The organism is Pseudomonas sp. 18175, from assembly GCF_050432925.1.
In the GTDB taxonomy this organism is placed as follows: domain Bacteria; phylum Pseudomonadota; class Gammaproteobacteria; order Pseudomonadales; family Pseudomonadaceae; genus Aquipseudomonas.
In genome coordinates this window covers 171367-190912 of record NZ_JBKFTO010000014.1, presented here as the reverse complement: position 1 = coordinate 190912, position 19546 = coordinate 171367, and the positions used below count along the sequence as shown (strand labels likewise).

17 protein-coding genes are annotated in these 19546 nt (G+C 62.1%); 12 read left to right on the top strand and 5 right to left on the bottom strand.

Going from position 1 to position 19546, the window contains the following annotated elements; all coding sequences use genetic code 11:
• Positions 1-148 precede the first annotated feature (148 nt).
• Together aguA and ACLD1Y_RS20430 are read right to left on the bottom strand one after the other, a co-directional pair.
• A complete protein-coding gene (aguA, locus tag ACLD1Y_RS20435; RefSeq protein ID WP_429479628.1) occupies positions 149-1255 on the bottom strand; it encodes an agmatine deiminase in 1107 nt (368 codons plus the stop codon).
• 219 nt (positions 1256-1474) lie between these two features.
• The gene (locus ACLD1Y_RS20430) at positions 1475-4375 is read right to left on the bottom strand and encodes an aminotransferase (RefSeq protein ID WP_429479627.1); all 2901 of its coding nucleotides are present in this window, start codon (positions 4373-4375) and stop codon (positions 1475-1477) included.
• A 139-nt stretch (positions 4376-4514) separates the two neighbouring features.
• On the opposite strand from ACLD1Y_RS20430, the gene rfbB reads away from it, so the two are divergent.
• From rfbB to ACLD1Y_RS20395, 7 genes are read left to right on the top strand one after another with little or no spacing between them, the layout of a single operon-like run.
• On the top strand, positions 4515-5597 hold the full coding sequence (gene rfbB / locus ACLD1Y_RS20425; RefSeq protein ID WP_429479626.1) for a dTDP-glucose 4,6-dehydratase: 1083 nt from the start codon (positions 4515-4517) through the stop codon (positions 5595-5597).
• Positions 5594-6469: a glucose-1-phosphate thymidylyltransferase RfbA gene (gene rfbA / locus ACLD1Y_RS20420; protein WP_429479625.1), complete on the top strand. Its 876-nt coding sequence runs from the start codon at positions 5594-5596 to the stop codon at positions 6467-6469. The genes rfbB and rfbA overlap by 4 nt, the downstream gene beginning before the upstream one ends.
• Positions 6466-7011 (top strand): dTDP-4-dehydrorhamnose 3,5-epimerase, encoded by a 546-nt coding sequence (rfbC, locus tag ACLD1Y_RS20415; protein WP_429479624.1) that lies wholly within the window; start codon positions 6466-6468, stop codon positions 7009-7011. Before rfbA ends, rfbC begins: the two co-directional genes overlap by 4 nt.
• A complete protein-coding gene (rfbD, locus tag ACLD1Y_RS20410; RefSeq protein ID WP_429479623.1) occupies positions 7008-7877 on the top strand; it encodes a dTDP-4-dehydrorhamnose reductase in 870 nt (289 codons plus the stop codon). The genes rfbC and rfbD overlap by 4 nt, the downstream gene beginning before the upstream one ends.
• A gap of 36 nt (positions 7878-7913) precedes the next feature.
• Positions 7914-9722 carry a sensor histidine kinase gene (locus ACLD1Y_RS20405; protein WP_429479622.1) on the top strand — a complete coding sequence of 603 codons (1809 nt, stop codon included), beginning with the start codon at positions 7914-7916 and terminating at the stop codon, positions 9720-9722.
• Positions 9719-11095 carry a sigma-54-dependent transcriptional regulator gene (locus ACLD1Y_RS20400; protein ID WP_429479621.1) on the top strand — a complete coding sequence of 459 codons (1377 nt, stop codon included), beginning with the start codon at positions 9719-9721 and terminating at the stop codon, positions 11093-11095. Before ACLD1Y_RS20405 ends, ACLD1Y_RS20400 begins: the two co-directional genes overlap by 4 nt.
• A 20-nt stretch (positions 11096-11115) precedes the next feature.
• Positions 11116-11571, top strand: coding sequence for a YiiD C-terminal domain-containing protein (locus tag ACLD1Y_RS20395; RefSeq protein WP_429479620.1), 456 nt, complete (start codon positions 11116-11118; stop codon positions 11569-11571).
• 142 nt (positions 11572-11713) lie between these two features.
• On the opposite strand, the gene cysQ is transcribed toward ACLD1Y_RS20395, so the two are convergent.
• Together cysQ and nudE are read right to left on the bottom strand one after the other, a co-directional pair.
• Complete coding sequence (gene cysQ / locus ACLD1Y_RS20390; RefSeq protein WP_429479619.1) at positions 11714-12550, bottom strand: 3'(2'),5'-bisphosphate nucleotidase CysQ; 837 nt, start codon at positions 12548-12550, stop codon at positions 11714-11716.
• Complete coding sequence (gene nudE / locus ACLD1Y_RS20385) at positions 12547-13113, bottom strand: ADP compounds hydrolase NudE (RefSeq protein WP_185704629.1); 567 nt, start codon at positions 13111-13113, stop codon at positions 12547-12549. The genes cysQ and nudE overlap by 4 nt, the downstream gene beginning before the upstream one ends.
• 87 nt (positions 13114-13200) lie before the next feature.
• On the opposite strand from nudE, the gene yrfG reads away from it, so the two are divergent.
• Positions 13201-13863, top strand: coding sequence for a GMP/IMP nucleotidase (yrfG, locus tag ACLD1Y_RS20380; RefSeq protein WP_429479618.1), 663 nt, complete (start codon positions 13201-13203; stop codon positions 13861-13863).
• A gap of 108 nt (positions 13864-13971) precedes the next feature.
• Here the strand turns inward: yrfG and lysM are convergent, their stop codons facing one another.
• Positions 13972-14412 (bottom strand): peptidoglycan-binding protein LysM, encoded by a 441-nt coding sequence (gene lysM / locus ACLD1Y_RS20375; RefSeq protein WP_429479617.1) that lies wholly within the window; start codon positions 14410-14412, stop codon positions 13972-13974.
• A 132-nt stretch (positions 14413-14544) separates the two neighbouring features.
• On the opposite strand from lysM, the gene ACLD1Y_RS20370 reads away from it, so the two are divergent.
• The 4 genes from ACLD1Y_RS20370 to ACLD1Y_RS20355 all read left to right on the top strand — a co-directional run bounded on the left by ACLD1Y_RS20370 (position 14545) and on the right by ACLD1Y_RS20355 (position 19389).
• Positions 14545-15432, top strand: a complete 888-nt coding sequence (locus ACLD1Y_RS20370; protein ID WP_429479616.1) for a LysR family transcriptional regulator — start codon at positions 14545-14547, stop codon at positions 15430-15432.
• A gap of 97 nt (positions 15433-15529) precedes the next feature.
• Positions 15530-16369, top strand: a complete 840-nt coding sequence (gene fdhD, locus ACLD1Y_RS20365; RefSeq protein WP_429479615.1) for a formate dehydrogenase accessory sulfurtransferase FdhD — start codon at positions 15530-15532, stop codon at positions 16367-16369.
• Positions 16366-18714: an FdhF/YdeP family oxidoreductase gene (locus ACLD1Y_RS20360; RefSeq protein ID WP_429479614.1), complete on the top strand. Its 2349-nt coding sequence runs from the start codon at positions 16366-16368 to the stop codon at positions 18712-18714. The genes fdhD and ACLD1Y_RS20360 overlap by 4 nt, the downstream gene beginning before the upstream one ends.
• Positions 18715-18915: 201 nt before the next feature.
• A complete protein-coding gene (locus tag ACLD1Y_RS20355; protein WP_429479613.1) occupies positions 18916-19389 on the top strand; it encodes a glycine zipper domain-containing protein in 474 nt (157 codons plus the stop codon).
• The last annotated feature ends 157 nt before the right edge of the window (positions 19390-19546 follow it).

Below are 19546 nucleotides of genomic sequence, written 5' to 3'. Positions count from 1 at the left end.
CAACACCGATACAAGAGCTATGCCAATGTCCCCGATCTGTTGGCATTCGGACACAAAAAAGCCCACGACCTTGCCGGGCCGTGGGCTTGCTGTGGGCGCTGAAACCGATTAGCGCCGAGGCGCCGTCATGGCGCTGTTACAAGTGCACTCAATTTTTGTGCGGCGCTGGCTGCTGTTGGGTCAGGCAGTGGATATTGCCGCCACCCAGTAACAGTTCGCGGCCCGGCACCATCAACACTTCGTGCTGGGGGAACAGGTTCTGCAGGATCACCTTGGCGGGGCCATCCAACGGGTCGTCGAAACTTGGCGCGATGATGCCACCGTTGACGATCAGGAAGTTCACATAGGAACCCGCCAAGCGCACGGTCGGATTACGTTCCTGGGTGCCGTCTACCGGGTCTACGCCTGCGCACTCTTCCTCGGTGGCATACAGCGGCCCTGGGATCGGCATCTTGTGCACCGTGAACGGGCGGCCTTGGGCGTCGGTGCTGCTTTGCAGCACGTCCATGGCGGCGTGGCAGCGTGCGTAGTTCGGGTCTTGCGGGTCGTCGGTCCAGGCCAGCAGCACTTCGCCTGGGCGCACGTAGCAGCAGAAGTTATCCACATGGCCGTCGGTTTCGTCGTTGAACAGGCCGTCCGGCAGCCAGATGATCTTATCCACAGCCAGGTTGGCATTGAGTACCGCTTCAATTTCGGCGCGGCTCAGGTGCGGGTTGCGATTGCGGTTGAGCAGGCACTCTTCGGTAGTGATCAGGGTGCCTTCGCCGTCGACATGGATCGAACCGCCTTCCAGTACAAACCCTTCAGTGCGATAACGCGGCGCGCGTTCGATCTCAAGGATCTTGCCGCCCACCTGTGAATCGCGGTTCCACGGCGCATACAGGCCACCATCAAAGCCGCCCCAGGCGTTGAAGTCCCAGTTCACGCCGCGCACTTCGCCACTGTTGTTGATCACGAACGTTGGGCCGGTATCCCGTACCCAGGCGTCGTCACTGGACATTTCCACCACGCGGATATTCGGCACATCCAGGCGCGCCCGGGCGTTTTCATACTGGCCTGCGGAAACCGCCACCGTCACCGGTTCAAACCGTGCAATGGCCTTGGCCACGGCCACGTGGGCGGCCTGCGCCGGCTTGCCGCCCAGGCGCCAGTTGTCCGGGCGCTCGGGCCAGACCATCCAGGTCTGGGTCTGTGGCGCCCATTCGGCGGGCATATGGAAGCCATCGGCGCGGGGGGTGCTGTGCAAGGTGGTCATGGCGATCAGGACTCCGAACGGGGGGCAAAGGCCGACTTTATAACGGATAAAAATCGGCTTTAAAAGCAACTAACGATCATAGGTGATAAATATGACAAAAAATAACCGATAACAATCGACTACCTGTAGGAGCGAGCTTGCTCGCGAAAAACGCCAACGATAACGCCGTTCACCTGACGAATCGCGGCGCCTGGGGCTTCTTCGCGAGCAAGCTCGCTCCTACAAGTGCTCATCGAGCACCTTCGACAGCATGTCGACAAAGAAATCCACGCTCTGCCGGGAGGTGACCATGGGCGGCTTGATCTTGAGAATGTTCAAGTAATCGCCAGTCGGCTGCATGAAAATCCCCAGCTCCCGCAGGCGATCACACAGCAGGGCGGTTTCTTCGCTGGCCGGCTCAAGGCTGTGGCGATCCCGCACCAGCTCCAGGCCCAGGTAGAAACCGGAACCGTGCACAGCGCCCACCAACGGGTGACGGTCGATCAGTGCTTCCAGTCGCGCCTTGAAATGCCCGCCAACCACCTGGGCGTTTTCCCACAGCTTTTCTTCCTCCATCACATCCAGCACCGCCATGCCGATGCGGCAACTCACCGGGCTGCCCCCCGACGACGAGAAGAAATACCCCTCGGCCTCCAGCGCCTCGGCGATTTCACGGCGGGTGATCACCGCACCCAACGGCTGGCCGTTGCCCATGCCCTTGGCCATGGTGATGATGTCCGGCACCACGCCCTGCTCTTCAAAGCCCCAGAAGAAGTGGCCCATGCGGCCGTAGCCCACCTGCACTTCATCGGCGATACACACGCCGCCCTGGGCGCGGACCAACCCATAGACCTGCTGCAAGTAACCCGGCGGCAGCGAGATGCCACCGGCATTGCCGTAGACCGGCTCGCAAATGAAGCCCGCCAGCTGGCGCTTGTTGGCGGCGATTTTCGCCAGGTTGTGCTCCACGCTTCGTACGTAATCCGGCGCACTGTCCTGCCCACGGAATTCACCCCGATAGGTATTCGGCGCGGTCACCGGATGCACCCAGTCCGGACGGCTGCTCAGCGCCTGGGGGTTATCGGCAATCGAGGTGGACACGGCATCCGCCGCCACCGACCAGCCGTGGTAAGCCTCCAGCACGCTAAGCATGTCGCGCCCACCGCTGTAGGCCCAGGCCAGGCGGATCGCCAAGTCATTGGCCTCGGTGCCGCTGTTGACCAAAAACACCCGATCCATGCCGCTTGGCGCCAACGCCAGCAAACGCTCGGAAAACTCGGCAATCGCCGCGTAGTGGAAGCGCGAGTTGGTATTGAGCAACGACCACTGGCGCGCCGCTACCGCCGCCATGCGCGGGTGGCCGTGGCCGAGCACCGCCACGTTATTGAGCATGTCCAGGTAGGAGCGGCCCTGCATATCGATCAGATGATTGCGCCAGCCGCGCTCGATGCGCGGTGGGTCGATGTAATAGTGCTTTTGCGAGCGGGCGAAACTAGCGTCGCGGCGGGCCAGCAGGGCCTCGGAGTCCAGCTCCGGTTCAGCATCGCAAGCCAGCCCCAGTAACGCAGCGGGCGACGGGCACAGCGCCTGCCACGCCTGCGCCCTGGACGGCTTACAAAACAGCGGGGCCGCCAGGGCAGTGCGGCACAACTGCACCGTGAGCGGGCCCGCCACTTCACCGATCACCTGGCCCTTGAGCACGGCCGCGCCCGGCTGCAACAGCGCCTTGACGCCCCACAGTCGCACGTTGGCTTCAGGGTTGTGCACCCGAAGTTCACCCTCGCTCCCCATCCCTACGGTGCCCGCAAACGGCGCCTCGACGGCGGTGCCCAAAGGCACATGCAGCTCGACGTGCAGGGCAAAGGTCTCTGGCTCATGGGCGCTGTCGGGCACAGTGCGCGACAAACGGTATTGCCCATAACGACTCGCCGCCAGGCCATGCACCGTCGCGGCATCCGCCAACAAGCGCTGATCGATACCGGCCTGTTCCCAGTTGCCCGCCTCGAAATGCGGGCTGAGTACGCCCAGGTCAATCAACGCAAACTCACGTCCCACCAGTCCCGGCAGCAGAGGCGCAAAACCTTGGCTGGCAAGCGGTGCCGGTGCCTGGTCAAGTGCACCCAGAATCGCCGCCTCCATCAGCTCAAACGGCACCGACGTCGCCACATGGAAGATTTCCCACTCATGCTCGGCGTTTTTCAACAGGTAGCTGTTATCCGGATCCAGGCGTTGCTGCTGCTCGCTGCTGAGCACCAGCACGGCGGCACGGGCGACGATCAGCGGCCATAGCGCCAGCAATTCCTCGTGCTGCAAAGGTGTAATCGCGTGGCAGGCCTGGATCGCAGGGAGGATTGCAAACGGGTCGCCTTCGGCATGGTGCAACAAGGCCGCGCAGGTCACCGACAGATCGGCAATACGCCAGGTGTGCACCAGATCGCCGAAGTCGATCACACCCTCGATCTGCCAGCGACGCTGGGCATCGCGTTGCCATACAACGTTGTCATCGGTGATGTCCATGTGCACGGCTTGCCACGGCAGGTGGTCCACCAAGGGCCGGATGCGCGCTTCAACCTGGGCGGCAACCTGCTCCAATGCGGCGCGGTGGGGCAGGTTTTCCAGGGAGGCCAGCAGGTGGGCGATCAGTTCCTGGGCATGGCGCGGGTCCCATTGCAGGGTGCGTTCCAGGCCCGGGTGCTGGAACGCCGCCAGCGCCTGGCTCATCCGCCCGCACAGGCCGCCAAAGCCTGCGATCACCTCGCGCCCCAGGTGCGGCAGATGGGTCAGCGGCTGACCGTCGATATAGTCCAGCAGCCGCAGGTGCAAGGCTTGGCCGTCCAGCGTCAGCGTCAGCAGTTCGTCACCGTTCAAGGCCTTGACGACCTTGGGCACGCGCACCGCCTGCAGGCTGTTGAGCGCGGCGTGCTGGGCCTGCAACTCCACGGCAGCGTAGTCGCCCCGGCAGATTTTCAGAACAAACCGGCCGCGTGCGCTGTCGACTTTGTAATTGAGGTCTTGCTGGCTGCCCAGCGACTGCAAAGTGCCAGTAAGGCCGTAATACTGCTCAAGCAATCGTGCCGCCTGGTCGGGGCCTACTTGCGGGCAGGGTAGACTGGCGCGGTGGATCAGCGTGGCGAGCAGCATGGGGGTGGCCTCGGTATTTTTATCAGGCGCTTAGTTCGCCATTGTTCAGGGGGCTTGTGCAACCCCCCGGCACATCCCGGCGCAACACAGGCTATGCTCCATTCGCTTAATGTCCGTCAAAAGGAAAAGGGCCCCCGACATGCGCATTCTCATTACCGGTGGCGCCGGTTTTATCGGTTCTGCTCTGGTACGTCACCTGATCCAGCACACCGAGCATGAAGTGCTCAACCTCGATAAACTCACCTACGCAGGCAACCTGGAATCCTTGGCCAGCATTGCCTCCAACAGCCGCTACGAGTTTGTTAAGGCCGACATCATCGACCAGCCCACCGTCAGCGCGGTGCTGGCCCGCTTCGAGCCCCAGGCGATCATGCACCTGGCGGCCGAATCCCATGTGGACCGCTCCATTGACGGCCCATCGGATTTTATCCAAACCAACATCGTCGGCACCTACAGCCTGCTGGAAGCCGCTCGCGGTTACTGGCAGGCCCTCGCCGCGCCGGAAAAACGCGCGTTCCGTTTCCACCATATTTCCACCGACGAGGTGTACGGCGACCTGCACGGCGTGGACGACCTGTTCACCGAAACCACGCCCTACGCACCCAGTTCGCCCTACTCCGCGAGCAAGGCTGCGTCCGACCACTTGGTGCGCGCCTGGCAGCGCACCTATGGCTTGCCGGTGCTGCTGACCAACTGCTCGAACAACTACGGGCCGTTCCACTTTCCCGAAAAACTCATCCCGCTGGTGATCCTCAACGCCCTCGCCGGCAAGCCATTGCCGGTCTATGGTGATGGTTTGCAGGTGCGCGACTGGCTGTTCGTCGAAGACCACGCCCGCGCCCTGTTCAAGGTGGTGACGCAAGGCGTGGTGGGCGAGACCTACAACATCGGTGGCCACAACGAGCAAAAGAACATCGATGTGGTGCGCAACATCTGCACCCTGCTGGAAGAAATGGCACCGCAGCATCCTGCTGGCGTGGCGCAGTACAGCGACCTGATCACCTTCGTCAAAGACCGCCCCGGCCACGACCAGCGCTACGCCATCGACGCCAGCAAGATCGAACGGGAACTGGGCTGGGTGCCCGTGGAAACCTTTGAAACGGGCTTACGCAAAACCGTGCGGTGGTACCTCGATAACCTGGACTGGTGCCGCAGGGTCCAGGACGGCAGTTATCAGGGCCAACGATTGGGCAACACCGACATGAGGGATCTGATCGCATGATGAAGGGAATCGTATTGGCCGGCGGCTCCGGCACTCGTCTGCACCCCATTACCCTGGGCGTGTCCAAACAACTGTTGCCGGTGTATGACAAGCCAATGATCTACTACCCGATTTCGGTGCTGATGCTGGCCGGCATCGAGGAGATCCTGGTGATTTCCACCCCGGCGGACCTGCCTCAATACCGCAACCTGCTGGGGGACGGCAGCCAGTTTGGCGTCAGATTCAGCTATGCCGAGCAACCTTCGCCGGACGGGCTGGCACAGGCCTTTCTGATTGGCGAAGCATTCATCGGCAGCGACCCGGTGTGTCTGATCCTTGGCGACAACATTTTCCATGGCCAAAGCTTCAGCGCGCAGTTGCACGCAGCGGTGGAACGCGGCAAAGGCGCCACGGTGTTCGGTTACTGGGTCAGAGACCCGGAGCGCTTCGGCGTGATCGACTTCGACAGCGAAGGCCGCGCCCTGTCCATCGAAGAAAAACCGGCAGTGCCCAAGTCCAGCTACGCGGTCACCGGGCTGTATTTCTACGACAACGATGTGATCAGCATCGCCAAAGCGGTGAAACCGTCCGCCCGTGGCGAGCTAGAAATCACCGACATCAACAACGCCTATCTGCACCGTGGCGACTTGCACGTAGAGCGCTTCGGCCGAGGCTTTGCCTGGCTCGATACTGGAACCCACGACAGCCTGCTGGACGCCTCGCAATACGTGCAGACCATCGAGCGCCGCCAGGGCCTGAAAGTAGCGTGCCTTGAAGAGATCGCCTACGCCAACGGCTGGATCGACCGCGACCACCTGCTCGAACGCGCCAAGTACTTCGGCAAGACCGGATACGGCCAGTACCTCTACTCACTGGCTGGAGACACCCAGTGAACGTGATCGAAACCTCACTGCCCGGCGTGCTGATCCTCGAACCCAAAGTATTCGGTGACGAGCGCGGTTTTTTCTACGAAAGCTTCAACGCCCGCGTCTTCGAAGAAGCCACCGGGCTCAAGCGCGACTTTGTGCAGGACAACCATTCACGCTCGCAAAAAGGCGTACTACGCGGCCTGCATTACCAACTGGAACACACCCAGGGCAAATTGGTGCGGGTCACGGCCGGCGAAGTGCTGGATGTGGCGGTGGATATCCGCCGCAGCTCGCCGAGTTTCGGCCATTGGGTGGGCGTGCGCCTGTCGGCGCAGAACCATCGCCAATTGTGGGTGCCGGAGGGTTTTGCCCATGGTTTTGTGGTGCAGAGCGACTACGCCGAGTTCCTCTACAAGACCACCGACTACTACCAGCCCAGTGCCGAGCGCAGCATCCTGTGGAATGACCCGACGCTGGCCATCGACTGGGAACTGAGCGAGGCGCCGCAACTGTCCGCCAAGGATCAAGCAGGCAAACTGCTGATGGAAGCCGACCTGTTCCCATGAAGATTCTTATTACCGGCCAACACGGCCAAGTCTCCCAAGCCCTGCAACAACAACTCCAAGGCCTTGGCGAGCTGATCATCCTGGGCCGCGACCAACTGGACCTGGCTAACCCCGAGCAGATTCGCCAGCAAATCCGCGCCCAGTGCCCCGACCTGATCATCAACGCCGCCGCTCACACTGCCGTGGACCTGGCCGAAAGCGAGCCGGATGCAGCGTTTGCCATCAACGCCATCGCCCCCGGCATTCTCGCCGAAGAGGCCAAGGCCCTGGGCATCCCGTTGATCCACTATTCCACCGACTACGTGTTCGACGGCAGCAAGCCCACGCCCTACACCGAAGCGGATGCGCCGAACCCGTTGGGCGTCTACGGCCAGAGCAAGCTGGCCGGTGAGCAGGCGATTGCGGCGGTGGGTGGCGAGTACTTGATTCTGCGCACCAGTTGGGTCTATTCCAACCACGGCAAGAATTTCCTGTTGACCATGCAACGCCTGTTGCAAGAAAAGCCGCAGATGCGCATCGTCGCCGACCAGATCGGCGCCCCCACCTGGGCCGGGAGCATCGCCGCCAGCACCCGCGCCCTGATTGAACGCTGGCAGGCCGGCACGCCAGGGCCATGGGGCGTGTACCACCTGACCGCCCAAGGTGAAACCTCATGGTTCGGTTTCGCCCAGGCGATCGGCGAACACCTGCGCGCCCAGGGCAAGGCGTGCGCCGAGTTGGAGGCCATCCCTTCCAACGCCTACCCGACACCCGCCAAGCGCCCGCTGAACTCGCGCCTCGACTGCAGCCGCCTGCAACAGCAATGGCACGTCAGCCAGCCACAGTGGCAAGACGCATTGCGCGAGTGTCTTGCGCAGCAGCACTAGGCATAATGCGCCTGTACCCACAGGCGCCTGACCCCCATGACTCCAACCCTCCCGCGCAGACCCCGCTGGCGCAGCCTCGCCCTGTTGGCGTTGTGCCTGGCACCGCTATTGTGGCCGCTGGAGCATTTGGCCGAGCGCTATTACCGCAGCGAACTGGCCGGGCAGAACCGCCAGACCCTCGACCTGTACGTCGCCAACCTGCTGGGCACGCTGCACCGCTACGAAGTCCTACCGCAGATCCTCGGCGACCTGCCGGCCCTGCGCACTGCGCTGGATGCCCCCGGTGTGAGCAGCAACCTGGTCAACGCCAACCTGCTGCTCCAGGACGTGGCGGCCCAGGCCGGGGTGGAAGTGATGTACCTGATGGACACCACCGGCAAGACCCTCGCCGCGTCCAATTGGGACAAACAGGACAGCTTCGTCGGGCGCAATTTCTCGTTCCGGCCGTACTTCAGCGAAGCCATGGCCGGGCGCCTGGGGCGCTTCTTCGGCCTGGGCACCACCTCGGCCAAACGCGGCTACTTCTTCGCCGCGGCCGTGCGTGATGGCGACACCATCATTGGCGTGCTGGTGGTCAAGGTCGACCTGGACCACACCGAAAGCCTGTGGGGCAACACCCCCGAACAACTGCTGGTCACCGACCACAACGGCGTGGTGATCCTCACCTCGCGTCCACAATGGCGCTTTCGAGCGACCCGCCCGCTGACCGCCGAAGAGCGCCAGGCGATCATTGCGATCCAGCCTTACCCGACCCGCGACCCGCAGCCGCTGAGCCTGAGCAACACCGCCTGGCTACGTCAGTCCACCGCCATCGCCGAGACTGGCTGGAATGTGGAGATCCTCGCGCCACGCTCGCTGATCACGCGCCCGGTGCGCACCGTGGTCGCCGTAGGTGGCGCAGCGTTGCTGGTGCTGATGTTGCTGTTGGGCCTGATGATGCAACGCCGTCGCCACTACCTGGACCGCATCGCCTTCGAAGCCAAGGCCCGCCGCGAGCTGGAAGCGCGGGTGGTGGAACGTACCAGCGACCTGGAAGGCCTCAACCGGCGCCTCAAACAAGAAGTGTTGGAGCGCGAGCATGCCCAGCAAGAGCTGGTGCGCGCCCAGGATGACCTGGTGCAAGCGGGCAAACTCTCAGCGCTGGGCACCATGTCGGCGAGTATCAGTCACGAACTCAATCAACCCCTGGCGGCGATTCGCAGCTATGCGGAAAACGCCGAGATCCTGCTGGACCACGAGCGCACCAGCGACGCCCGGGGCAACCTCAAGCTGATCAGCGAACTGACCGGGCGCATGGCCTCGATCATCGCCCACCTTCGCGCCTTCGCCCGCCGCGACCGACATGCGCCAGAGAGCGTGGCTCTGCAACCGGCGTTGGACGATGCGCTGGCCTTGCTGGCCAAGCGGCGACGCTCGATGGAAGTGGAACTGATCCGCGATTTGCCCGAGGCCACCTTGTGGGTGCAGGCCGGCGAAACCCGCTTGCGCCAGGTACTGGGCAACCTGCTGGCCAACGCCCTCGACGCCCTCACCGAAAAAGGCCCGCCGCGCAAACTCTGGCTGAGTGCCGAAACCACCGAACTGGGCGTCAACCTGTACATTCGCGACAACGGCCCAGGCTTTTGCATGGAAGCCCTGGGCCGCGCCAGCGAGCCGTTCTACACCACCAAGACCCGCACCCAGGGCCTGGGGCTGGGCCTGGCTATCTGTGAAACACTGATGCTTGCCTTTGGTGGCGAGCTGCTGTTCGCCAACCACAAGGAAGGCGGCGCGCTGTTAACCCTGAAATTGCGTGCCGGCTCGCCGGGCGTCAGTCTGCAACCGTCCGAGGACCGCAGTGTATGAGTATCGAGAACGGGATTCAGGTGGTGTTGATCGACGACGATCCACACCTGCGTCAGGCCCTTTGCCAGACCCTGGACCTGGCCGGGTTAAAGGTCCTGACCCTGGGCGAAGCTGCCGGCCTCACAGCGCGCCTGTCGCGGGATTGGCCGGGGGTGGTGGTCAGCGACATCCGCATGCCCGGCATGGACGGCCTGGAGCTGCTGGCCGAACTGCATGGTCAAGACCCGGACCTGCCGGTGCTGCTGATCACCGGCCACGGCGACGTGCCGCTGGCGGTGCAGGCCATGCGCGCCGGGGCCTATGACTTCCTCGAAAAACCCTTCGCCAGCGACGCCCTGCTCGACAGCGTGCGCCGCGCTTTGGCCCTGCGCCGCCTGGTGCTGGACAACCGCAGCCTGCGTCTGGCCTTGAGCGATCGCCAGCAACTGAGCACGCGCCTGGTAGGGCATTCGCCGCAAATGCTGCGCCTGCGCGAGCAGATCGGCGCCTTGGCTGCGACTAGGGCGGACGTGCTGATCCTCGGCGAAACCGGCGCAGGCAAAGAGGTGGTGGCGCGTGCGCTGCACGATCTGTCAAGTCGGCGCAGCGGGCCATTCGTGGCGATCAACGCTGGCGCCCTGGCCGAGTCGGTGGTGGAAAGCGAGCTGTTCGGCCACGAGCCCGGCGCATTCACTGGCGCGCAGAAACGCCGGATCGGCAAGTTCGAATTCGCCAACGGCGGCACGCTGTTCCTCGATGAAATCGAGAGCATGAGCCTGGATGTGCAGGTCAAGTTGCTGCGCTTGCTACAAGAACGTGTTGTCGAACGCCTCGGTGGCAATCAGCTGATCCCGCTGGATATCCGCATCATCGCCGCTACCAAGGAGGACCTTCGCCAGTCCGCCGACCAAGGGCGCTTCCGGGCCGACTTGTATTACCGTCTCAACGTCGCGCCGCTGCGTATTCCGCCGCTGCGCGAGCGTGGGGAAGATGCGTTGATGCTATTCCAGCACTTCGCCGATGAGGCCAGCAGCCGCCACGGCCTGCCGCTGCACGAGCTGCAACCGGGCCAGCGTGCGCTGTTGTTGCGCCACAGTTGGCCGGGCAATGTGCGCGAGCTGCAAAACGCCGCCGAACGCTTCGCCCTGGGCCTGGAGCTGGCGTTGGACGCCACGCCGGACAATCCCGCCGCCAGCGTCCTGACCTCCACGCCGGGCGGCCTGAGCGAGCAGGTCGAGCAGTTCGAAAAAAGCCTGATCGCCGCCGAACTGACCCGCCCCCACGGCTCCATGCGCAGCCTCGCCGAGGCCCTGGGCGTACCGCGCAAGACCCTGCACGACAAACTGCGCAAGCACGGCCTGAACTTCGCCAACCAAAGCGCCGACGACGAATGAACCACTGCGAAGAATCCACCATGAACCGCGACAGCCACTACCTCGAATCCGTGCTGCACCACGACATCCCCCTCACCCGGGAAATGGGCCTCAAGGTACGTGGCTGGGAACAGGGGCGGTTGGAGTTGCACTTGCCGTTGCAGGCCAATATCAATCACAAGAGCACCATGTTTGGCGGCAGCCTCTACTGCGGCGCAGTACTGGCGGGCTGGGGTTGGTTGCACTTGCGGTTGCGTGAGGAAGGGATTGAAGGCGGACATATCGTGATTCAGGAAGCACAGATCAGTTACCCGCTGCCTGTGACGCGGGATGCGACAGTGGTGTGCCAGGCGCCGGAGGAGAAGGTGTGGAGGCGGTTTTTGGCGACGTACAAGCGTTACGGCCGTGCGCGGCTGACGCTGGAGACGTGGATTGTGAATGAGGGCAGCGAGGAAAAAGCCGTGGCCTTCACCGGCCAGTACGTTCTGCACCGCTAAAAGCCTTCACACAAAACCAATGTGGGAGCGGGCTTGCTCGCGAAAGCGGAGTGTCAGTCACCGAATGTGTGTCTGATACACCGCTTTCGCGAGCAAGTCGAATCGTCGCACCGCCGCTCTCACATTTTGATCTGCTGCGGTTTTAAGATCTTGCCAGTGCCAGCAACCGCTCACGCCACGCCGCCTTGGCCGGCAACGCCAAAAAGAACGGATTCAACAACGATTCCCGCGCCGGGTAGCTGAACGGCTTCCCGCTCAACTCCAACACTTCGCCCCCCGCCCCTTCCAGCACACCCTGGGCCGCCGCGGTGTCCCACTGCGACGTCGGCGCCAGGCGCGGGTAGCAATCGGCGCTGCCTTCGGCCAACAGGCAGAACTTCAATGAACTGCCGACATTGGCCAGCTTCAGCGCCCCAAGACCTTCACTCAAACCATCCAGCAAACGCTCCTGCTCGGGGCTTGAGTGCCGACGGCTGGCCACCACGGTAAACGACTCCCCCACCGCAGGGCCTTCGCGCACCTGGATCTGCTTGGGCGCCTCGTTCACATCCGAGCGCCAGGCGCCCAGGCCCGCGCCACCGAAGTAGCAACGGCCACTGGTAGGCATCGACACCACGCCAAACACCACGCGCCCCTGTTCGATCAAGGCGATATTGACGGTGAACTCTTCACTGCCAGCGATAAATTCCTTGGTGCCATCCAACGGGTCCACCAACCACCAGCGCTGCCAGCCGGCGCGCACGCTTTGGTCGATATCGGCGTCTTCCTCGGAGAGCACCGGGATGCTCGGATCAAGCGCGGTCAGGCCCGCAAGAATCAAATGGTGTGCTGCCAGGTCGGCCGCCGTCACCGGTGAATCATCCGCCTTCGAGGTCACGGCCACATCGGCGCGCCAGTAAGGCAGGATCACTTCGCCAGCCTGGCGTGCCAGTTCGATCACTGGGGCAATAAACGGGTGGCCTAGAAACAATTCGCTCATGCGTTGAACACTCCACGCTGGGTCAACAGGTCACGTACCAAGTACAACGCAGCCAGGGCACGGCCTTCACTGAATTGCTCGTTTTGCGCCAGCATCGACAGCTCGCGCAGGTTGACCTTGTCTACACGCATGGGCTCGGGCTCGTCGCCCTCAAGGCGTTCTTCATAGAGGTCGGTGGCCAATACCACCTGGATTTTCTGACTCATATAGCCAGGGGACAGCGAGAGTTCGGTGAGGTGTTCCAACTGGCGCGCGCCATAGCCTGCCTCTTCCTTGAGTTCGCGGTTGGCGGCCGCCAACACATCCTCACCCGGTTCGATCAGGCCCTTGGGCAAGGACAGCTCATATTCATCGGTACCGCCGCAGTACTCTTCCACCAGCAACGCATGGTCGTCATCGATCATCGCCACGATCATCACCGCACCGTAACCGGCACCACGGCCCACCAGGCGTTCGTAGGTCCGTTCAACGCCATTGGAAAAGCGCAATTGCACTTCCTCCACGCGGAACAAACGGCTACTGGCGACTATTTCGCGGGCGAGGACGGTGGGTTTCTGGCGCATAAGCGGCTCCTTGGCGTGATCGGGTTACTATACCGTGGCTTTTCCGATTGTCTGTGTCGGATATTTCTACTTACATGAGACCGCCCCATGCCCTCTTTGCCCTGGCACGCCATCGACACCGTCCTGCTGGACATGGACGGCACCCTGCTCGACCTGCATTACGACAACCATTTCTGGATGGAGCACCTGCCCCAGCGCTATGCCGAGTTGCATGGAGTGAGCCGGGCCATGGCCGAGATGGAGTTGCAGCCTCTGTTCGAGCGTAACGCTGGACAGTTGCAATGGTATTGCCTGGACTTCTGGAGCGCGGAATTGAAGCTGCCGGTGCGCGAACTCAAACTGGAAACCGCCCACCTGATCGCCCTGCGCCCGGATGCAGACACGTTCCTGGCGGCGATCAAACAGGCCGGCAAGCGCGTGATCCTGATCACCAACGCTCATCGTGATTCGCTGTCATTGAAGCTGGAACGCATTGAACTGGCGCCGTATTTCGAACGATTGATCAGCTCCCACGACTACGGTTTCGCCAAGGAAAACCCGCAGTTCTGGGATGCGCTGCAAGCCGATATTGGGTTCGACCCGGCACGTAGCCTGTTTATTGATGACACCCTGCCGATTTTGCGCAGTGCCGGGGCGTATGGGATCGGGCATCTACTGGCGGTGAAAGAACCGGACAGCAAAAAGGGACCAAAGGACACTGCGGAGTTTGCCGCTGTCGAAGACTACCGCGACCTCATTGCCGGACTCTGACCCCATGTGGGAGGGGGCTTGCTCCCGATGGCGGTGTATCAGTCACAGATGTATTGGCTGACACACCGCTATCGGGAGCAAGCCCCCTCCCACATTTTGAACTGCGACTTACTCGGGAATACGCAGTGTCTGACCGGGATAGATCTTGTCCGGATGAGACAGCAGCGGCTTATTCGCCTCGAAAATCTTGTTGTACTGGTTGGCATTGCCATACACCGCCAGCGAAATCGCACTCAGCGTGTCGCCCTTTTTCACCACGACAAATCGCGCCGCCGCAACCACCGGACCGGAAACCGTAATCTTGTCCTCGACGCTGGCAACCCCGGCGATATTGCCCGCTGCCAGGATGATTTTTTCTTTCTCTTCCTGGCTGGCCACCTCACCGGTAATCGTGACTTTGTCACCATCAACAGTGGCGTGCACATTCGGATTGCCCAGCCCCACATCCTCAATATGCTTCTTCAGATCATCACTGGCGTTGGCATTACCCGGCGTCAACAGCTTGACCAACTTCTCGCCAGCTTCCTTAACAAAGCTAAAAATGCTCATGGTGCGCTCTCCTTGGTATTTGAGTTCCAGATGCCCAAGACTAGACCAGTCCCACAGATTTGGGTTCCAGCCCGGCCAAAGACCTAAACGCGCTAAAATCCCCCCGCCATTGGAATAAGCCCTGGAGCGAAGATGGACATCAAGCAACTGAAATTCCTCATCGCCCTCGACGAGACCCGTCACTTCGGCCAGGCCGCGGCGCGTTGCCACATTACCCAGCCCACCCTGTCGATGCGCCTGCGCAGCCTGGAAGAAGAGCTTGATCTTCCCTTGGTCAATCGCGGCCAGCGTTTCGAAGGCTTCACCGCGCCGGGCGAGCGCGTATTGGCCTGGGCTCGTACCGTACTGGCCGCCTACGACGGTTTGCAGGCGGAAGCGGCGGCCTGCCGTGGCAACCTGGTGGGCACGCTGCGCCTGGGGGTGGTGCCACTGTCGAGCTTTGATCCCTTGGCACTCATGCAGCAGCTGCATAAAGAACATCCCCGCCTGCGTTTTGAATTGTCGGCACTCAGTTCCGAGCAAATCCTTGAGCAACTGGCGAGCAACCGCCTGGACCTGGGTGTGTCTTATCTGGAACGTCTGGACAACGAGCGCTTCGACTCGCTGGCCCTGGGTGAAACCCGCATGGGCCTGCTTTACGACCAGCGGTTTTTCAGTTTCGGCGATAAGCCCTTGAGCTGGGAGGCGTTGACCGAACTGCCCCTGGGCATGCTCACCAGCGGCATGCACTTTCGCCAGTCCATCGACCATAACTTCCATAGCCGTGGGCTCAACCCGCAACCGTTGCTGCAAACCGATGCGGTGCATCAATTGTTACAAGCCGTGCACGGCGGCCTGTGCTGCGCGGTTATGCCCCTGGACGGCGGCCTCGATGCCCTCACCGAACACCTGCGCCTGCAACCCATAGAAGAAGCGCACACGCTGGCGCGCCTGGGGTTGATCATGCGCCGTAGCGCACCCCGATCAGCGTTGGCAGAGGCCTGTTTCGCGCTGTTCCAAAAATCGCTGCAGGACCCTTGATCGACGCCATCTATCGATAGATCAGTACTGACGATTAGACGCGACCCTTTGTCGCGCCTAGTCTAAACATTGATCAATCCGCCGGTGGTACAGCCCCATGAACGCCAAGCGCCCAGTCTGCGCGGCGCCCGCCCTCGAAACGCCCGCGCCCGCCGCCAGCCAGAGCTACCAGTTTTGCAATCTTGAACACACGGAAGTCGCCAGCACTGCGTTGGCCGAAGAAGTGGCGTTGGCGATTGCCTATAACGATATCAGCCAGGCCGTGATGCTGGTGACGCCCACCGACCTGGAAGATTTCATTGTCGGCTTTAGCATTGGCAGCGGGATTATCGCCGACGTTAGCGACATTTATGACCTAAAACTCAGCGGCTCGGGTTCAGCCCAATACGCTCAGGTACAGATTTCCAGCCGGGCCTTTTGGAACCTCAAGCAGCAGCGCCGCCAGTTGGCCGGCACCAGCGGCTGTGGCCTGTGTGGCGTAGAAGCGGTGGAGCAAGCCCTGCCCGACCTGCAAGTACTGCCCGGCGCGCCATTGCCGCCCGCCGAGTGGCTGGACGGCCTGCGCCAGCGCATCAGTGCGTTTCAGCCTTTGGGCCAGCACAGCGGCGCGGTACATGCGGCGGTGTTTATGAACAACCAAGGCGAATTGTTGATGGGCCGCGAAGACATCGGCCGGCATAACGCCCTGGATAAATTGATCGGCGCCTTGATCCGCCAAAAGATTCCGACCAAAGGCGGCCTGGCGATTGTCACCAGCCGGTGCAGCCTGGAGCTGATCCAGAAAGTGTTGCGCGCGGGCATCCAGACCCTGGTCAGCCTGTCGTCGCCCACCGGCCTGGCCTTGCAATGGGCCCGCCGGCATAACCTCAATCTCATCCACCTGCCGCAGAAAAGTGCGCCGCGGGTCTACAGCCCCGCGATGGAGAACCAGCCGTGAGCAACCATAATCAAGCCGATCAAACCCCAACCCCGCGCTACAAGCCCTACAAAGGCGCCGCCGGCGGCTGGGGCGCGCTGATCAGCGTGGCGCAGGCCTGGCTGACCAGCGACAACGCGCTGAAAAACCTGCGCATGATGCTCAAGACCAACCAGAATGGCGGCTTTGACTGCCCGGGCTGCGCTTGGGGCGACTCGCCGGAAAGCGGCATGGTCAAGTTCTGCGAAAACGGTGCCAAGGCGGTTAACTGGGAAGCCACCAAACGCCGCGTAGACGCCGCGTTCTTCGCCAAACACAGCGTTACCGCGTTGCTTGCGCAGAGCGACTATTGGCTGGAATACCAGGGCCGCCTGACCGAGCCCATGCGCTACGACGCCGAAACCGACCATTACCTGCCCATCAGCTGGGACGCCGCGTTCGACCTGGTGGGCAAGCACCTCAACGCCCTGCCCAACCCGGACATGGCCGAGTTCTACACCTCGGGCCGCGCCAGCAATGAAGCGGCGTACTTGTACCAGCTGTTCGTCCGCGCCTACGGCACCAACAACTTCCCGGACTGCTCGAACATGTGCCACGAAGCCAGCGGCGTAGCCTTGGCACAAAGCGTGGGCGTCGGCAAAGGCACCGTGACCTTTGATGACTTCGAACATGCCGATGCAATTTTCGTGTGGGGCCAGAACCCCGGCACCAACCACCCGCGCATGCTCGAACCGCTACGTGAAGCGGTCACCCGTGGCGCACAAGTGGTGTGCATCAACCCGCTCAAAGAGCGCGGCCTGGAACGCTTCCAGCACCCGCAACACCCGCTGGAAATGCTCACCAACGGCGACAAGCCGACCAACACCGCCTACTTCCGCCCGGCGCTGGGGGGCGACATGGCCATCCTGCGCGGCATGGCCAAGTTCCTGCTGTTGTGGGAGCGCCAGGCACAGGCCGAAGGCAAGGAGGCCGTGTTCGACCACGACTTCCTCAACGAACACACCGCCAACGTGCTGGATTACCTGGGCAAGATCGACGACACCTCCTGGGATGAGATCGTCGAACAGTCCGGTCTGACCCTGGTGGAGATCGAACAAGCGGCGCGCATGTACGCTAAAGGCAAGAACGTGATCATGTGCTGGGCGATGGGCATCACCCAGCATCGTCACTCGGTGCCGACCATCCAGGAAATTGCCAACCTGATGTTGCTGCGCGGCAATATCGGCCGTCCAGGCGCCGGCCTGTGCCCGGTGCGCGGCCACAGCAACGTGCAGGGCGACCGCACCATGGGCATCAACGAGCGCCCGCCAGTGGCGTTCCTCGACTCCCTGGAGCGTCGCTTCCAGTTCCAGGTGCCACGTGAGAACGGGCATAACGTGGTCGAAGCGATCCACGCCATGCTCGAAGGCCGCTCCAAGGTGTTTATCGGCCTGGGCGGCAACTTCGCCCAAGCCACGCCAGACAGCCCGCGCACCTTCGAAGCTTTGCGCAACTGCGACCTGACGGTACAAATCAGCACCAAGCTCAACCGCAGCCACCTGATGCACGGCAAAGATGCGCTGATCCTGCCGTGCCTGGGCCGTACCGATATCGACATCCAGGCCGACGGCCCGCAAGCGGTGACGGTGGAAGACTCGTTCAGCATGGTCCACGGCTCCAATGGCCAATTGCAGCCGCTGTCGAAGTTGATGAAGTCCGAGCCTGCGATCCTGGCCGGCATCGCTGCCGCGACATTGGGAAGCAAACCAGTGGACTGGAACTGGTTGGTGGCCGACTACGGGCGTATCCGCGACCTGATCGCCGACACCATCCCAGGCTTCAAGGACTTCAACGAGAAGATCAAGAACCCAGGCGGCTTCTATCTGGGTAACTCGGCCGGTGCACGCCGCTGGAACACCCCATCGGGCCGTGCCAACTTCCGCCCGAACATTCTGCCCAAAGACCTGATCCACGAACGCACCCACGCCACCGGCCGCGTGCCGGACTTGATCATGCAGTCGATGCGCTCCCACGATCAGTACAACACCACCATTTATGGCCTGGACGACCGCTACCGCGGGGTCAAGGGTCAGCGCGATGTGTTGTTCGTCAACGAAGCCGACATCATCCGCCTGGGCTTCAAGCCGGGGCAAAAGGCCGACATCGTTTCGCTGTGGGAAGACGGGCGTGAACGCCGGGTGAAGGGTTTTACCTTGCTGGCATTTGATATTCCAGCGGGGCAGGCTGCGGCTTACTACCCGGAAGTGAACCCACTGGTGCCACTGGAAAGCACCGGGGATGGCAGCCACACGCCAACGTCGAAATTCGTGGCAATCCGCTTGGAAGCAGCGAGCGACAATGGGCTGATCATGGCCCGGTCGGCCTAAACCTACAGGCACAAAAAAGGCCGCTTTTGCATAAAAGCGGCCGTTCCGAAGTAGCTAAAGACCCACCAAATTGACTTAAGTTCCCGAGTAAAAACAGTAACTTATAGAATTGTGTACAACTCGTGTTACTGGTCGGATTTCTATTGCCACAATCTCGTTACAACCTCAGGATCGCGCCGTCATCCCCTTGAGGTTTCACGAATGAAGTTCTCCTCGATTCTCTTGTTGTCCCTTGGCCTGGTCAGTGGCGCAGCCATGGCCGGTGGCACCACCGAAGCCGGTGTAGGCGGCGCATTGGGCGGGGTTTTGGGTTCGGTTGTTGGCCAGCAGCTCGGCGGCAACACCGGCTCGACCATTGGCGCAGCCTTGGGCGGCGCGGGTGGTAGTGCGGTCGGCGCCGACAAACGCAGCCGTGGCGAAGCGGCCATTGGTGGCGCCTTGGGCGCAGCGGGCGGCAACGTGGTCGGCCGCAGTGTCGGCGGCAGCACCGGCAGCCTGATCGGCGCAGCCGCCGGCGGTGGCGCGGGTGGTGCGCTGGGCAACTACATGGGCAACAAGAGCGATGACGATGATCGTCGCTCCCGCGATAGCCGTCGTTATGATCGTGATGACCACCGTGGCCGTGGGCATGCTTATGGGCATCGCAAGAACAAGCATCACTACCGTCATCGGTAGGATCTAAAGCCCGACACACATTCAATGTGGAATGGACTTGTGTGGGAGCGGGCTTGCTCGCGAACGCGCAGTGTCAGTCGACACATTAGTGACTGTACTGCCGCATTCGCGAGCAAGCCCGCTCCCACATTTCGCTCTTCAGTGTTCGACTGATCAG

Coding starts and splice junctions, on each gene's coding strand:
- aguA (WP_429479628.1), bottom strand. CDS start 1,255: ATGACCACCTTGCACAGCACCCCCCGCGCCGATGGCTTCCATATGCCC.
- ACLD1Y_RS20430 (WP_429479627.1), bottom strand. CDS start 4,375: ATGCTGCTCGCCACGCTGATCCACCGCGCCAGTCTACCCTGCCCGCAA.
- rfbB (WP_429479626.1), top strand. CDS start 4,515: ATGCGCATTCTCATTACCGGTGGCGCCGGTTTTATCGGTTCTGCTCTG.
- rfbA (WP_429479625.1), top strand. CDS start 5,594: ATGATGAAGGGAATCGTATTGGCCGGCGGCTCCGGCACTCGTCTGCAC.
- rfbD (WP_429479623.1), top strand. CDS start 7,008: ATGAAGATTCTTATTACCGGCCAACACGGCCAAGTCTCCCAAGCCCTG.
- ACLD1Y_RS20405 (WP_429479622.1), top strand. CDS start 7,914: ATGACTCCAACCCTCCCGCGCAGACCCCGCTGGCGCAGCCTCGCCCTG.
- ACLD1Y_RS20400 (WP_429479621.1), top strand. CDS start 9,719: ATGAGTATCGAGAACGGGATTCAGGTGGTGTTGATCGACGACGATCCA.
- ACLD1Y_RS20395 (WP_429479620.1), top strand. CDS start 11,116: ATGAACCGCGACAGCCACTACCTCGAATCCGTGCTGCACCACGACATC.
- cysQ (WP_429479619.1), bottom strand. CDS start 12,550: ATGAGCGAATTGTTTCTAGGCCACCCGTTTATTGCCCCAGTGATCGAA.
- nudE (WP_185704629.1), bottom strand. CDS start 13,113: ATGCGCCAGAAACCCACCGTCCTCGCCCGCGAAATAGTCGCCAGTAGC.
- yrfG (WP_429479618.1), top strand. CDS start 13,201: ATGCCCTCTTTGCCCTGGCACGCCATCGACACCGTCCTGCTGGACATG.
- lysM (WP_429479617.1), bottom strand. CDS start 14,412: ATGAGCATTTTTAGCTTTGTTAAGGAAGCTGGCGAGAAGTTGGTCAAG.
- ACLD1Y_RS20370 (WP_429479616.1), top strand. CDS start 14,545: ATGGACATCAAGCAACTGAAATTCCTCATCGCCCTCGACGAGACCCGT.
- fdhD (WP_429479615.1), top strand. CDS start 15,530: ATGAACGCCAAGCGCCCAGTCTGCGCGGCGCCCGCCCTCGAAACGCCC.
- ACLD1Y_RS20355 (WP_429479613.1), top strand. CDS start 18,916: ATGAAGTTCTCCTCGATTCTCTTGTTGTCCCTTGGCCTGGTCAGTGGC.